Annotated in this window: 13 protein-coding genes; 6 read left to right on the forward strand and 7 right to left on the reverse strand. The window is 71.3% G+C overall.

The window, feature by feature from the left end:
* The 3 genes from pheS to HA630_RS18655 all read left to right on the forward strand — a co-directional run.
* Positions 1 to 843 (forward strand): phenylalanine--tRNA ligase subunit alpha (gene pheS / locus HA630_RS18645; RefSeq protein WP_243855523.1); only part of this gene is annotated, 843 nt, incomplete at its 5' end.
* A gap of 31 nt (positions 844 to 874) precedes the next feature.
* Complete coding sequence (pheT, locus tag HA630_RS18650) at positions 875 to 3,298, forward strand: phenylalanine--tRNA ligase subunit beta (protein WP_166836699.1); 2,424 nt, start codon at positions 875 to 877, stop codon at positions 3,296 to 3,298.
* A 19-nt stretch (positions 3,299 to 3,317) separates the two neighbouring features.
* A complete protein-coding gene (locus HA630_RS18655; protein ID WP_166836701.1) occupies positions 3,318 to 3,677 on the forward strand; it encodes an integration host factor subunit alpha in 360 nt (119 codons plus the stop codon).
* On the opposite strand, the gene HA630_RS18660 is transcribed toward HA630_RS18655, so the two are convergent.
* Complete coding sequence (locus HA630_RS18660; RefSeq protein ID WP_166836703.1) at positions 3,622 to 4,518, reverse strand: DMT family transporter; 897 nt, start codon at positions 4,516 to 4,518, stop codon at positions 3,622 to 3,624. The genes HA630_RS18655 and HA630_RS18660 overlap by 56 nt on opposite strands.
* A 13-nt stretch (positions 4,519 to 4,531) precedes the next feature.
* Positions 4,532 to 5,029: a methylated-DNA--[protein]-cysteine S-methyltransferase gene (locus HA630_RS18665; protein ID WP_166836705.1), complete on the reverse strand. Its 498-nt coding sequence runs from the start codon at positions 5,027 to 5,029 to the stop codon at positions 4,532 to 4,534.
* A 106-nt stretch (positions 5,030 to 5,135) separates the two neighbouring features.
* Here HA630_RS18665 and HA630_RS18670 point away from each other — a divergent pair, with 106 nt between their 5' ends.
* From HA630_RS18670 to HA630_RS18680, 3 genes are read left to right on the forward strand one after another with little or no spacing between them, the layout of a single operon-like run.
* Entirely contained in the window at positions 5,136 to 6,533 is a 1,398-nt protein-coding gene (locus tag HA630_RS18670) for a phosphomannomutase/phosphoglucomutase (protein WP_166836707.1), read from the forward strand.
* A gap of 33 nt (positions 6,534 to 6,566) precedes the next feature.
* On the forward strand, positions 6,567 to 7,625 hold the full coding sequence (locus HA630_RS18675) for a glycosyltransferase family 4 protein (RefSeq protein WP_166836709.1): 1,059 nt from the start codon (positions 6,567 to 6,569) through the stop codon (positions 7,623 to 7,625).
* Between the two features lie 11 nt (positions 7,626 to 7,636).
* Positions 7,637 to 8,950 carry a 3-deoxy-D-manno-octulosonic acid transferase gene (locus HA630_RS18680; protein WP_166836776.1) on the forward strand — a complete coding sequence of 438 codons (1,314 nt, stop codon included), beginning with the start codon at positions 7,637 to 7,639 and terminating at the stop codon, positions 8,948 to 8,950.
* Here HA630_RS18680 and HA630_RS18685 read toward each other — a convergent pair.
* Genes HA630_RS18685 through mutS form a run of 5 tightly spaced genes read right to left on the reverse strand, consistent with a single transcriptional unit; the run spans position 8,928 to position 14,832 of the window.
* Positions 8,928 to 10,298, reverse strand: coding sequence for a TolC family outer membrane protein (locus HA630_RS18685; protein ID WP_166836778.1), 1,371 nt, complete (start codon positions 10,296 to 10,298; stop codon positions 8,928 to 8,930). The two genes, HA630_RS18680 and HA630_RS18685, sit on opposite strands and share 23 nt — an antisense overlap.
* Before the next feature lie 38 nt (positions 10,299 to 10,336).
* A complete protein-coding gene (locus HA630_RS18690) occupies positions 10,337 to 10,684 on the reverse strand; it encodes a rhodanese-like domain-containing protein (RefSeq protein WP_166836711.1) in 348 nt (115 codons plus the stop codon).
* A gap of 5 nt (positions 10,685 to 10,689) precedes the next feature.
* Positions 10,690 to 11,388 (reverse strand): protein-L-isoaspartate O-methyltransferase, encoded by a 699-nt coding sequence (locus HA630_RS18695; protein ID WP_166836713.1) that lies wholly within the window; start codon positions 11,386 to 11,388, stop codon positions 10,690 to 10,692.
* A 24-nt stretch (positions 11,389 to 11,412) separates the two neighbouring features.
* Positions 11,413 to 12,114 (reverse strand): TetR/AcrR family transcriptional regulator, encoded by a 702-nt coding sequence (locus tag HA630_RS18700; protein ID WP_166836715.1) that lies wholly within the window; start codon positions 12,112 to 12,114, stop codon positions 11,413 to 11,415.
* Between the two features lie 48 nt (positions 12,115 to 12,162).
* Positions 12,163 to 14,832: a DNA mismatch repair protein MutS gene (gene mutS, locus HA630_RS18705; protein WP_243855525.1), complete on the reverse strand. Its 2,670-nt coding sequence runs from the start codon at positions 14,830 to 14,832 to the stop codon at positions 12,163 to 12,165.
* Between the last annotated feature and the right edge of the window lie 31 nt (positions 14,833 to 14,863).

The raw sequence follows: 14,863 nt of genomic DNA on the forward strand, positions 1-14,863 counted from the left end.
GCCCTGGCCGAGGCCGAGCTGCAGCGCCAGTTGCAGGCCGAGGCGCTGGACGTGACCTTGCCCGGCCGCCAGCGCGGCACCGGCGGGCTGCACCCGGTGAGCCTGACGCTGGAGCGCATCGAGGCGATCTTCGGCTCCATGGGCTTCGAGGTGGCCGACGGCCCCGAAATCGAGTCCGACTGGTTCAACTTCACCGCGTTGAACACGCCCGAAGACCACCCGGCGCGTTCCATGCACGACACCTTCTACGTGGAAGGCGGCTCCGACCAGGCGCCCAACCTGCTGCGCACCCACACCAGCCCGATGCAGATTCGCCACGCGGTGCAGCACGTCAAGCGTCACAAAGCGCTGGCTGGCGCCCCGACGGATGGGCTGTTCAGTGGTGACATGCCCGAGATCCGCGTCATCGCGCCGGGCCGCACCTACCGGGTGGACAGCGACGCCACCCACTCGCCCATGTTCCACCAGTGCGAAGGCCTGTGGATCGGCGAGAACGTGAGCTTCAAGGACCTGAAGTTCGTGTTCACCGATTTCTGCCGTACCTTCTTCGAGTCGGACGATCTGGTGCTGCGCTTCCGTCCGAGCTTTTTCCCCTTCACCGAGCCCAGCGCCGAGATCGACATCCAGTTCCAGACCGGACCGCTGGCCGGGCGCTGGCTGGAAGTGGCCGGCAGCGGCCAGGTGCACCCGAACGTGGTGCGCAACATGGGGCTGGACCCCGAAAAGTACATCGGCTTTGCCTTCGGCATGGGCCCGGACCGCCTGACCATGCTGCGCTACGGCGTCAACGACCTGCGCCTGTTCTTCGACGGCGATGTCCGTTTCCTGAGCCAATTCCGCTGAACCCGCGCCCCGCAATTCGAGAGTAGAGAACATGCAATTCCCCGAGTCCTGGCTGCGCGAATTCTGCAACCCGCCCCTGACCAGCCAGCAGCTGGCCGACACCCTGACCATGGCCGGTCTGGAGGTGGAGGAGTGCGTGCCGGTGGCGCCGCCGTTTTCCAAGATCGTGGTCGGCGCCATCGTCGAGGCCGAACAGCACCCCAACGCCGACCGCCTGCGCGTGTGCCAAGTGGACGCCGGTACCGGCGAGCTGCTGCAGATCGTCTGCGGTGCGCCCAACGCCCGTGTGGGCATCAAGGTGCCCTGTGCCCAGGTGGGGGCCGAGTTGCCGCCGGGCGAAGATGGCAAACCCTTCCTGATCAAGGTGGGCAAGCTGCGCGGCGTGGAAAGCTTCGGCATGCTGTGCTCTGCCCGCGAGCTGGGCCTGTCCGAGGACCACGGCGGCCTGCTGGAGCTGGCTGGCAACGCCCCGGTGGGGCAGGACATCCGCGCGCACCTCAAGCTCGACGACCGCCTGTTCACCCTCAAGCTCACGCCCAACCTGGCGCACTGCCTGAGCGTGTACGGCATTGCGCGCGAGGTGGCCGCCCTGACCGGTGCCCCGCTGAACGAACCCGTGTTCCCCACGCTGCCCACCACTCACAACGACAAGCTGCCGGTGCAAGTGCAGTCGCCCGACCTGTGTGGCCGCTTCACCGGGCGCATCGTGCGCGGCATCAACCCGCAGGCGCCCACGCCCGCCTGGATGGTGGAGCGCCTGGCCCGCTGTGGCCAGCGCAGCGTGTCGGCGCTGGTGGACATCTCCAACTACGTGATGTTCGAGCTGGGCCGCCCCTCGCACATCTTCGACCTGGACAAGATCCACGGCGGCTTGCAGGTGCGTTGGGGCAAGGCCGGTGAAACTTTGAAGCTGCTCAACGGCAACACCGTGGCGGTGGACGAGACCGTGGGCGTGATCGCCGACGAGCAGGCGGTGGAATCGCTGGCCGGCATCATGGGCGGTGACGCCACCGCCGTGGGCGACGACACCCGCAACGTGTTCGTGGAAGCGGCGTTCTGGTGGCCCAAGGCGATCGCGGGCCGTTCGCGCCGCTACAACTTCAGCACCGACGCGGGCCACCGCTTCGAGCGCGGGGTGGACCCCCAGCTCACCGTGGAACACGTCGAACGCATCACCGACCTCATCCTGCAAATCTGTGGCGGCCAGGCCGGCCCCATCGACGACCACATCGTCCGCATGCCGCCAGCCCAGCCGGTGACGCTGCGCGTGGCGCGGGCGGCCAAGGTCATTGGCATGCCGGTCACGCAGCAGCAGTGCGCCGACGCGCTGCGCCGCCTCAGCCTGCCGGTGAGCGAAGGTGAGGGCACGGTCACCGTCACGCCGCCTTCCTTCCGTTTCGACCTGCAGATCGAGGAAGACCTGATCGAAGAGGTGGCGCGCGTCATCGGTTACGAGCAGTTGCCGCACACCCCGCCACTGGCGCCGGTGACGGCCAAGATCCGCCCCGAAAACCGCCGCGGGCCCTTCACGCTGCGCCGCCAACTGGCGCAACTGGGCTACCAGGAAACCATCAACTACAGCTTTGTGGAAGAGCGCTGGGAGCGCGATTACGCCGGCAACACCGACCCGATCCGCCTGCTCAACCCCATCGCCAGCCAGATGAACGTGATGCGTTCCTCGCTGCTGGGCAGCTTGTTGGCGGTGCTCAAGTTCAACACCGACCGCAAGGCCGAGCGCGTGCGCGTGTTCGAACTGGGACGCGTGTTCCGCAAAGACGCCGCCGTGGCCGACAGCGACACCACGGTGGCCGGCTTCGACCAGCCGATGCGCGTGGCTGGCGTGGCCTACGGCGACGAGTCCGCCCACCAGTGGGGCGTGCCGGCCCGCGCGGTGGACTTTTTCGACGTCAAGGGCGATGTGCAGGCCCTGCTGGCGCCGCGCGTACCCACCTTCGAGCCGGCCGAACACCCGGCCCTGCACCCCGGCCGTTGCGCCCGCGTGCGGCTGGACGGCCAGGCCATCGGTTTTGTGGGCGAGCTGCACCCGCGCTGGCGCCAGCTGGAAGGCTGGCAGCAGGCCCCGGTGCTGTTCGAGCTGGACCTGCCGGCCGTGCTGGGCCGCGATGTGCCGCTGGCGCAGCCGGTGGCGCGGCACCAGCCGGTGCAGCGCGACATTGCGGTGGTGGTGCGCGAGGCGGTGGGCCACGCCGAACTGATGGCCGCGGTGCACGCCGCGCCCACCCAGGGCTGGCTGAAGCAGGCTGTGCTGTTCGACGTGTACCGGCCCAAGCCGGGGGCGGCGCAGACCGGTGGCCTGGCGCCCGACGAAAAGAGCCTGGCCGTGCGCCTGACGCTGGAGCGCGGGGACGCCAACCTGACCGACGCCGAGATCGACGCCACCGTGCATGCGGTGCTCGCGTCGCTGGCCGAGCGGGTGCAGGCCCGTTTGCGCTGACCCCGCCCAGGAGCCCGCCATGACCGTCCACGCCCCCGACACCGACGCCCCCGAGGCAGACGCCTCGGCCCTGACCAAGGCCCAGCTGGCCGAGCTGCTCTACGAGCAGATCGGCCTGAACAAGCGCGAGTCCAAAGACATGGTCGACGCCTTCTTCGACCTCATCGGCGACAGCCTGGTGGCCGGCGAGGACGTGAAGATTTCCGGTTTCGGCAACTTCCAGATCCGCACCAAGGCGCCGCGGCCGGGGCGCAACCCGCGCACCGGCGAGCCGGTGGCCATCGAGGCGCGGCGCGTGGTCACCTTCCACGCCAGCCCCAAGCTCAAAGAGTCGGTCCAGAGCGGGGTCGGCGCCAGCGAGGCACCCACCCGCCTGTAGCCAGGGCCACCCCGAGCAGGACGACCGCGCCGCCGGCCAGCATGCCGGGGCTGACGGTTTCGCCCAGCAGACCGGCGCCGTAGGCCAGGGCGAACAGCGGGATCAGGAAGGTCACGGTGAGCGTCTTGCTGGGGCCGGCGCGGGCGATCAGCCGGAAAAACAGCAGGTAGGCCAGCGCGGTGCACAGCACCCCGACGGCGGCGAGGGCGGCCCAGGCCCGCAGGCTGGGCGTCTGGCTCGGCCAGTACCACAGCGTGGGCACAGCCAGGCCCAGGGTGGCGCCGAACTGGCTGCCGGTGGCCGTGGCCAGGGGCGGTACGCCGGTCAGGTGTTTCTGGGTGAAGCTGGCGGCCAGGCCATAACACAGGGTCGCGCCCAGGCAGGCCAGCACCGCCCAGCCAGTGCCTCCGGGCTGGAAGCTCGCCTGGTCCCACGACAGCAGGGCCACGCCCACAAAACCCAGCGCCAGGCCCACGGCGCGCCAGCGGCCCGGGCGTTCGCCCAGCCAGCCCCACGCCACCAGCGCCCCGAACAGCGGCGCGGTGGCGTTCAGGATGGCCGACAGGCCCGTGGTGATGGACAGCAAGGCGTAGGCGTACAGGGCGAAGGGCAGGGCCGAATTCAGCAAGCCGACCAACAGGATGGGGCCGGCGTGGCGCCGCAACGCGCCCCACTGCCCGCTGAACCACAGCGCCGGCGCCAGGGCCAGGCTGGCCACCGCCACCCGGGTGCCGGCCGTGGCCCAGGCACCGAATTCCTGCGCCCCCAGGCGCATGAACAGGAACGACGCGCCCCACAGGGCGGCCAGCAGCAGGAATTCCGCCACGGGGGCGCGTGGCACCGCAGTCAAGGGGTCAGGCCGATTCGAGCCGCAACAGGGCCACTTTGCGTTCCAGGCCGCCGGTGTAGCCGGTCAGGGCGCCGTTCGCCCCCAGTACGCGGTGACAGGGCAGCACGATGCCCAAGGGGTTGCGCCCGATCGCCCCGCCCACCGCGCGCACCGCCGCCGGGCGTCCCACCGCCTGGGCGAGGTCGCGGTAGCTCACGGTCCGGCCGTAAGGGATCTGTGCCAGCGCAGCCCAGACGGCACGCTGGAAATCGGTGCCTGCCGAGGTGTCCAGCGGCAGATCGAAAGCGTGGCGACCGCCCACAAAGTAGTCCTGCAACTCGGCCACGGCCTGCAGCAGCAGGGGGTGGGTGGGCTGCAGGGGCGCGCGCTCGGCCCAGGGCGGGATGCCCGACTGGTCGCTGAACCACAGGCCGCACAGGGCCTGGTCGTGGGCCAACAACAGCAGTTCGCCCACCGGGCTGTGCCAGCGGCAGGCGTGCAAGGGTTGGGGTGGGGTGCGCATGGCCGGCTAGGATGAATGGACCATTCTAAGGCGCGGCGCCGGCCGGGGCCAGTGGGCGACGCCGCCAGTTTCTACAATCGGGGCTTCGTCACACACCGGCCTGACCATGTCTGTTTCCTCCTCCGCCTACCCCGCCAGCGCCTTCAAGGCCTACGACATCCGCGGCGTCGTGCCCGACGCCCTCAACACCGACTTTGCCCGTGCCCTGGGCCGCGCCTTTGGCGCCCGTGCCCGGGCCTTGGGCGAAACCACCGTGGCCGTGGGCCGCGACGGTCGTCTCAGCGGTCCGGCCCTGACCGAGGCCCTGGTCGACGGGCTGGTGTCGGTGGGGGTGCAGGTCATTGACGTGGGCATGGTCACCACGCCCATGCTCTACTTCGCGGCCCACACCCTGTGCCGCAGCGGCATCCAGGTCACCGGCAGCCACAACCCCAAGCACCACAACGGCTTCAAGATGGTGCTGGCCGGCCGCGCCATCTACGGCGACGAGATCCAGGCGCTGCGCAGCGCCATGCTGGCCGACGACGGTGCGCTGCACGCCGGGGGCGGCGTGACCGCCCAGGACGTGTGGCCGGCCTACCGGCAGCGCATCGTGGACGACGTGCGGCTGGCCCGACCGCTCAAGGTGGTGGTGGACTGCGGCAACGGCGTGGCCGGGGCGACCGCACCGGCCCTGTTCCGCGCGCTGGGCTGCGAGGTGGTGGAACTGTTCAGCGAGGTGGACGGGAACTTTCCCCACCACCACCCGGACCCGTCCAAACCCGAGAACCTGCGCGACCTGATCGACGCGCTGGCCCGCACCGGTGCCGACCTCGGCCTGGCCTTCGACGGCGACGGCGACCGCCTGGGCATCGTCACGCCCAGCGGCGAAAACATTTTCCCCGACCGCCAGATGCTGCTGTTTGCGCAGGACGTGCTCAGCCGCGTGCCCGGTGGCACCATCGTGTTCGATGTGAAATGCAGCCAGCGGCTGGCACCGGCCATCCGCGCCGCCGGCGGTGTGCCGCTGATGTTCAAGACCGGGCACTCGCTGATCAAGGCCCAGATGAAAGCCGTCGATTCGCCGCTGGGCGGCGAGATGAGCGGCCACATCTTCTTCAAGGAACGCTGGTACGGCTTTGACGACGGCAGCTACGCCGGCGCCCGGCTGCTGGAGATTCTGAGCCGCCACGACCACCCCGGCGCGGTGCTGGAAGGCTTGCCCACCAGCCATTCCACCCCCGAGCTCAACGTGCCCTGTGCCGAGGGCGAGCCGCACCGCCTGGTGGCCGAGATGCAGGCCCTGGCGCGCTTCGACGCCCCGGCCGAGGTCCACACCATCGACGGCGTGCGGGTGGACTGGCCGGACGGTTTTGGCCTGGTGCGCGCCTCCAACACCACGCCGGTGCTGGTGTTGCGCTTCGAGGGCCAGACGCCCGAGGCGCTGGAACGCATCCGCGCCGACATGATGGCGCTGCTGCGACGCGTCAAGCCCGATGCACATCTGGAACAATCGGCGCACTGATCCGATCAATCCCGACCGCACACGCCCCCGCCCATGACCCCCAGCGCCGATCCCGAAGTCATCGTTTTCAACCTGAAGCAGCGCTACACCGGGGTGTCGGCCACGGTCAACGCGCTGGTGCCGCTGCAACTGGGCCAGTGGCGCCTGGGCTACTGCGGCACGCCGCTGTCCAACGGCGTGCCGGGCATGACCCTGAAAGAGGCGGTCCGCCTGTCTCGCCGGCCGGCGGCGGGCCGGCCGTTTCGCCTCTGGCACGTGCGCCGCGACCACGAGATGGTGGCCGGCCTGTGGGCGCGCGACGTGCTGCGCCTGCCGATCAAGCTGGTGTTCACCTCGGCGGCGCAGCACCGCCACGGCTGGTTCCCGCGCTGGCTCATCAGCCGCATGGACGCGGTGATTGCCACCACGCCCAAGGCCGCCAGCTGCGTGCCCAACACCACCGCGGTGGTGCCGCACGGCATCGACCTGTCGCGCTTTGCGCCGCCGCCCGACAAGCGCCATGCCTGGGCCGACAGCGGCTTGCCCGGCCAATACGGTATTGGCGTGTTCGGGCGGGTGCGCGACGACAAGGGCACCGACGTGTTCGTGGACGCGATGATCGCGGCCCTGCCGCACCTGCCCGGCGCCACCGCGGTGATCGCCGGGCTGGCGCAGCCCAAGCACCAGGCCTACCAGCAGGCGCTGAAAGACAAGATCGCCGCCGCCGGCCTGAGCGAGCGCATCGTCTTCTTGGGCGAGGTGCCCGCCGGCGAGGTGCACCGTTGGTACCAGCGCTGCCTGCTGTGCGTGGCTTGCCCACGCTACGAACCTTTCGGCCTGACCCCGTTTGAGGCCGCCGCCACCGGCTGCGCCCTGGTGTGTTCCCGCACCGGCGCTTTTGAAGAGCTGGTGCGCCCCGGCGAGAACGGCGAGCTGGTGGACACCGGCGACGCCGTCGGGCTGGCCGACGCGGTGCGCCGGGTGCTGGCCGACCCAGAAGCCGCCCTGCGCATGGGCGAGGCGGCGCGGGCGCGGGTGACCGCCCACTTCTCGCTGGCCCAGGAGGCCGCCGGCATCGGCCGCGTGTACCAGCGGCTGTTCGACGCGGGCTGAGCGTGTCCTGTCTGGAAACCCTGGCCCTGGCGCTGTACAGCGCCGCCGTCTGGGCCATGCAGCCGCTGCTGCGGCGCAAGCTGCGCCGCCGTGCCCGGCAGGAGCCGGGTTACGGGGTGGCGGTGGAAGAGCGCTTTGGCCGCTACCACGTGCCCCCGGCCCCCGAGGTCGGCTGGCTGTGGGTGCACGCGGTGTCGCTGGGCGAAACCCGCGCCGCGGCCCTGTTGCTGGAGCGCCTGCGCCAGCGCTGGCCGGACCTGCGCCTGCTGCTGACCCACAGCACCGCCACCGGCCGCACCGAAGGCGAAAAACTGCTGCGCCCGGGCGACACCCAGGTCTGGCTGCCCTGGGACACGCCGGGGGCGGTGCGCCGTTTTTACGCCCACTTCCGGCCCTGCGTGGGGGTGTTGATGGAAACTGAGGTGTGGCCCCAACTGGTCCGTGGGGCGCGCCACGCCGGCGTGCCGCTGCTGCTGGTGAACGCCCGCCTGAACGCGCGTTCGCAGCGGCGGGCCCAGCGGCTGGCGTGGCTGTCGGGCCCGGCCTACCGCGGCCTGACCGGGGTCTATGCCCAGACCGAAGACGACGCGGCGCGGCTGCGCAGCCTGGGCGCGGTGGTGCGCGGGGTGCACGGCAACCTCAAGTTCGACGTGCCCTGGCACCCCGACCCTTGGGCCACCGGGCGCGCCTGGCGGGCGCAGCTGCCGGCCGAGCGCCCGGTCATCGTCTGGGCCAGCGCCCGCGAGGGCGAGGAAGCGTTGTGGCTGGAGACCCTGCGCCAGCACCCCTGGACCGGCCCGCAGCGGCCGCTGTGGGTGGTGGTGCCGCGCCACCCGCAGCGTTTCAACGGCGTGGCCGCGCTGCTGGCCGACCACGGCTGGGCGGTCTGGCGCCGCAGCGCCCTGGCGTCGCCGGCGGCGGCGCTGCCCGAGGCCGCCCTGGCCGCCGACGTGTGGCTGGGCGACACGCTGGGCGAGATGCCGCTCTACCTGGGCCTGGCCCACATGGGCCTGCTGGGGGGCAGCTACCTGCCCCTGGGCGGGCAGAACCTGATCGAGGCCGCGGCCTGCGGCTGCCCTTTGGTGTTGGGGCCACACACCTTCAATTTCGCCGAGGCGGCGGAGGCCGCGGTGCGGCTGGGCGCGGCGGTGCGGGTGGCCGACCTGGAGGCTGCCCTGCGCCAGCTGCAAGCCTGGGTCGCCGACGGGTCCTCGCGCTTGGCGGCCGAGGCCGCTTGCCAGACCCTGATCGCGCAGGGCAGTGGCGCCGCCGAGCGCTGCGCGCAGGCGGTGTCGGTCTGGTTCAGGGCGCCAGCAGGGCGTTGATCGGGGCCAGGTCGCCGGGCTGCAGGCCGCCGCTGGCCTGGCGCAGGCGCAGCCCGCCCACCAGCACGTCGTAACGCGCCTTGGCCAGGCTGGCTTTGGTCTGGAACAGCTGGCTTTGGGCGTTGAGCACGTCGATGTTGATGCGCACCCCCACCTGGTAGCCGAGCTGGTTGGCTTCCAGGGCGCTCTGGCTGGAGGCTTCGGCGGCCTCCAGGGCGCGCACCTGCCCCTGGCCGGACACCACGCCGAAGTAGGCCGCCCGGGTGGCCTGGGCCACGCCCCGGCGGGCGGCGTCCAGGTCGGTGCGGGCTTTGTTTTCCAGGGCCAGGGTTTCGGCGATGCGGTTCTGCACCGCGCCCCCGGTGTACAGCGGCAGGTTGAACTGCAGGCCCACGGTGGCGTTGTGGCTGCGCACGTAACTGTAAGGCACGCCGGTGGTGGGGCCACGGCCCACCTGGTACTGGGCGGTGGCGTCCAGCGTGGGCAGGCGGGTGGCCTCGGCCTTGCGGGTTTCCAGCTGGGCTACGGTTTGCCCGGCCAGCGCCTGCTGCACCTGCGGGTGGCCGGTTTCGGCCTGCTCCACCCAGGGCGCCAGTTCGGCCGGGGCCAGGGCCGGCAGCGGGGCGCGGGTGTCCAGCCGCCAGGGGGTGGTCTGGGCCTGTCCGACGAGCTGGTCCAGCGCCAGGTGTTTGACTCGGCGGTCGTTGTCGGCAGCGATTTCCTGGGCGGTGACCAGGTCGAAGCGGGCCTGGGCCTCGCGCGTGTCGGTGATGGTGGCGGTGCCGACCTCGAAGTTGCGCTGGGCCGCGGCGAGTTGTTCGGCCACGGCGGCTTTCTGGGCGCGCACAAAGGTCAGGGTGTCTTGTGCCGCCAGCACGTCGAAGTAGGCCTGCGCGCTGCGCACGATCAGGTCCTGTTCCGCGGCGCGCAGCTGGGCTTCGGCGGCGCGCAGCGACGCTTCGGCCTGCTCCACCGCCAGCCGGTTGACCGGGCGGAACAGCGGTTGGCTGGCGGCCAGCGCGGCGGTCTGGCCGTTGGTGGTGCGGTCGCCGCCGGGGAGGTTGGTGTCGGTGTTCGTCCAGCTGGCGCCGGCCGACAGGCCGACGTTGGGCCGCACCCCGGCCTTGGCCTGTTCGGCCCGCGCCTGGCTGGCCTGGAACTGCGACAGCGCCGACAGGTACACCGCGTCGTAGCCGCGCGCGGCCTCGAACAGGGTCTGCAGGTTCTGGGCCTGGGCCGGGCCGCTGGCGAGCGCCCACAACAGGCCGGCGCCGGCCACCGCAGGGCGCCAGTGGCGCCGCAGGGCGGTGGGCAGCGAGGCAGCAGAACGGGCGGTGCGGTGGGTCATGGGGCTCATGCGGCGGGGCTTTCGGGCGGCGGGGGTGCTCAGTAACGGGGCACGGTGGGGTCCAGCTCGTCGCTCCACAGGTCGATGCCGCCCTGGATGTTGACCACCTCCGGGTAGCCACGGCTGAGCAGGAAATGCGCGACCTGCGCGCTGCGCGCACCGTGGTGGCAGAGGCAGGCGATGGGGCGGTCGGCCGGCAGTTCGGCCAGGCGCAGCGGGATGCTGGCCATGGGCAGGTGCCGCAGCTCGAAGCCGGCGGCGGCGACCCGGGCGGTTTGCACCTCCCAGGGTTCGCGCACGTCCAGCACCAGCGGCAGCGGGCCGCCGTCGGGGGTGACCTCGGCCAGCCAATCGGCCAGCTGGGCGGGGCGGATGTGGGTGATCACCGGCGTCAGAACTGGAAACGCGACGGCTCGGGGAAGTGCTTGAGCCGCGGGGCCACGGTGTCCCAGGGCTGGGCGGTGTGGAAGGCGGCGGGGCCGGTGCGACGCACCAGGGTGGCGCGCATCACCGGTTCCTGGCCGACCACAGCGAACAGGCGGCCACCGACCTTGAGCAGGTCGAGCAGGGCGCTGGGCACCTCGGCCACCGAGCCGCTGAGGACGATGGCGTCGTAGGGCGCGCCGCTGGCGCAGGCGGCAAAGCCCTGGGCCGCGGCGTCGGCGGTTTTGACGTCCACATTGGTCAAGCCCGCCTGGGCCAGGCGGGCGCGGGCCTGCTCGGCCAGGGTGGGGTTGATTTCCAGCGTCAGAACCTGGGCGCACAGCTTGCCCAGGAGGGCCGCCATGTAGCCCGAGCCGGTGCCGATTTCCAGCACCCGGTCGGTCGGTTGCAGGGCCAGGTCCTGCAGCGCCCGGGCCTCCACCTTGGGGGCCAGCAGGCATTCGCCTTCCACGGCGGGGTGGCCCAGCGGAATTTCCATGTCGGCCAGGGCCAGCGCCTGGTGCGCTGCGGGCACGAACTGCTCGCGCTGCAGCTGCCCCAGCAGGTCCAGCACCTGGGCGTCGAGCACCTCCCAAGGCCGGATTTGCTGCTCGATCATGTTGAAGCGGGCTTTTTCGAAATCGAAGGCCGGGGTCGCGCTGCTCATTTGATACTCCAAGGGGTATATTGGCTAAATCTGATCCATTTTACCGAAGGCGGCTGTCGCCGCGCTGTCGGGCGCCGGCGGTTGCGCCAGCAGGCCGTGCAGCAGGGCGTCGGTCTGGCTGCGCAGAAAGGCTTCGGGGTCGATCTGCTGGTCGGGGCCGATGCACGGGGCCATCGCGTGCTTCCACAGTAGCAGGAAGATCATCGGGGCGATCAGGCTGTAAATGCCGTAGTCGGGGTCGATCGGGCGGAATTCGCCCCGGGCCACGCCCCGTTCCAGGATCTGGCGCAGCAGGGCGTTGGCCGGTGCGATCACCTCGGCCTGGTAGAAGCGGGCGATTTCGGGGAAGTGCGCCGACTCGGTCATGACCAGCTTGGTCAGCCCCGACAGGCGGGTGGCCCCGAGCCGGGCCCACCACTGTTGCAGGCAGTGGCGCACCATGTCGGCGCTGGAGCCCTCGAAGGCGGCGAATTCCTCGTGCCATTCGGGGATGCGCCCGGCCAGGTGCTGGCGCACCACCGCCTTGAACAGGTCTTCCTTGCTGGGGAAGTAGCGGAACAGGGTGCCTTTGGACACCCCGGCACGCTGGGCCACGGCCTCCACCCGGGTGGCGGCGTAGCCGTGCTCGACGAACAGGTCGAGCGCGGCGTCCAGCAGTTCGCCCGGGCGGGCGTCCTTGCGGCGGCTGCGCCTGGGGGCGGTGGGGGGGAGGCTTGGGGCGTGCATTACTGACCAATGGGTTATTAACTATACCCCAAGCCCGCGCCCGGGGCCTCAGTGTGGGGCCTGCAACTGTTTCAGGCGGTACAGTGCGTCCAGCGCCTCGCGCGGGCTCAAGGCATCGGGGTCGATCTGGGCCAGCGCCCGGTCCACCGCGCTCGGCTCGGGCGTGGCCGCGGCGGGCGGCGGGGCGAACAGGTCCACCTGCGCCTGGGCGTGGGCGCTGTGGCTCTCCAGCGCCTCCAGCGCGTGGCGGGCGTGCTGCACCACGGCGCCGGGCACGCCCGCCAGGCGCGCCACCTGCACGCCGTAGCTGCGGCTGGCGGGGCCGGGCTCGATCTGGTGCAGGAAGACGATGTCGCGGCCCTGGCTTTCCACCGCGCTCACATGCACGTTCAGCGCGGCGTGGTGCGCGGCCGGGAATTCGGTCAGCTCGAAGTAGTGGGTGGCGAACAGGGTGAAGGCCTTGACCTTGTCGTGCAGGTGGGTGGCAATGGCCGAGGCCAGCGCCAGCCCGTCGAAGGTGGAGGTGCCGCGCCCGATCTCGTCCATCAGCACCAGGCTGTGCGGCGTGGCGCTGTGCAAAATTTGCGCGGCCTCGGTCATCTCCAGCATGAAGGTGGACTGGGCGTTGGCCAGGTCGTCGGCCGCGCCGATGCGGGTGTGGATGGCGTCCAGCGGGCCCAGGCGGCAGTGGCGCGCCGGCACGTAACTGCCGATGCTGGCCAGCAGCGCGATGACCGCGACCTGGCGCATGTAGGTCGATTTGCCGCCCATGTTGGGGCCGGTGATGACCTGCAGCCGCGCCTTGGGGCCGAGCACGGTGTCGTTGGGCACGAAGGGGCCGCCGCCGGTTTCGTTCAGCCGCGCCTCGACCACCGGGTGCCGCCCGCCGCGGATTTCGATGCACGGCTCCTTGACGAACTCGGGCGCGGTCCAGTCCAGCGTGAGCGAGCGTTCGGCCAGGGCGCACAGCGCGTCCAGGCTGGCCAGCGCGCGCGCCACCCGGCCCAGCGCGGGCACGAAGGGCTGCAGCGCGTCCAGCAGGCCCTCGTACAGCCACTTTTCGCGGGCCAGGGCGCGTTCCTGGGCGCTCAGGGCCTTGTCCTCGAAGGCCTTGAGCTCGGGCGTGATGTAGCGCTCGGCGTTCTTCAGCGTCTGGCGCCGGCGGTAGTCGTCGGGCACCTTGTCGATCTGGCCCTGCGTGACTTCGATGTAGAAGCCGTGCACCTTGTTGAACTGCACCCGCAGGTTGGCAATGCCCGTGCGGGCGCGTTCGCGCGTTTCGAGGTCGAGCAGAAAGCCGTCGCAATTGGTCTGGATGGCGCGCAGTTCGTCCAGTTCGGCGTCAAAACCGTGGGCGATGACGCCGCCGTCGCGCACCAGCGCGGCCGGCTCGGGCAGCAGGGCGCGGTGCAGCAGGGCGGGGCATTCGCCGGGCGGTTGCAGGTCGGTGGCCAGGTGCTGCAGCAACTCGGCCGGGGCGATCTGTTGGGCCAGGGCCTGTTGCAGGCCACCGGCCAGGTCGGCCGCCTGCTGCAGGGTGGCGCCCAGGCCCACCAGTTCGCGCGGACGCACCTGGCGCAGCGCCACCCGGGCGGTGACGCGCTCCACATCGGTCGCGCCCTTGAGCGCGCGGCGCAGCGGCTCCAGCAGGCCGGCGCGCAGCGCGGCCAGCGCCTGCAGCCGGCGCGTGACCGTGTCGCGCTGGCGTGGCGGCTCCAGCAGCCAGCGTTTCAGTTCGCGGCTGCCCATGCCGGTCTGGCAGGTATCCAGCAGGGAAAACAGCGTGGGCGCCGCCTCGCCGCGCAGGGTCTGCGTCAGCTCCAGGTTGCGGCGGGTGGTGGCGGGCAGGTCGATGACCTCGTTCGGCCGCGCCACCTGCAGGTGGCGCACGTGGGCGAGGGCCCGGCCCTGGGTGTGTTCGGCGTAGTCCAGCAGGGCCGAGGCGGCGGCGTGCGCTTCGGGCAGTTCCTGCGCGCCCCAGCCGGCCAGGCTGGCGCTCTGCAACTGCTCGCGCAGCTTGCGTTCGCCCAGCGTGGCGTCGAAGGCCCAGGCGGGCCGCACCGCCAGTGTCAGGCGCGGCTGGCCGGCGCCGGGCGCCAGCGCCGGCCACTGGCGCTGCAGTTCCTGCAGCTGTTGCTCGAAGGCGGGCGTGACCTCGGCGCTGTGCAGCACCTCGCTCGGGCCGATGCGCACGATCCAGGCGCGCAACTCGTCGGCGCGGCACTGGGCCAGGTGCACCACGCCCTGCGTCACGCTCAGCCAGGCCAGGCCGCAGGTGGCGCGCGCACCGGGGTGCACCGCCAGCAGCAGCGATTCGGTCTTGTCGCCCAGCAGTTCGCTGTCGGTCAGGGTGCCCGGGGTGACGACCCGCACCACCTGGCGCTCCACCGGCCCCTTGCTGGTGGCCGGGTCGCCCACCTGTTCGCAGATGGCGACCGATTCGCCCAGCTTGATGAGCCGCGCCAGGTAGGTTTCCATGGAGTGGAAGGGCACGCCCGCCATCACCACCGGCTGGCCGGCGGACTGGCCGCGGCGAGTCAGGGTGATGTCGAGCAGGCGGGCGGCTTTTTCGGCGTCTTCCCAGAACAGTTCGTAAAAGTCGCCCATGCGGTAGAACAGCAAGGTGTTCGGGTGCCCCGCCTTGAGCTGGAGGTACTGCTGCATCATGGGGGTGTGGCCGGCAAGGGCCGCACCGGGGGCCAAACGGTCGGGGGTCATCGATCACTCAAAGCGTTGCACCGGCCCAGGG

It is taken from the genome of Aquabacterium sp. A08, from assembly GCF_011742065.1.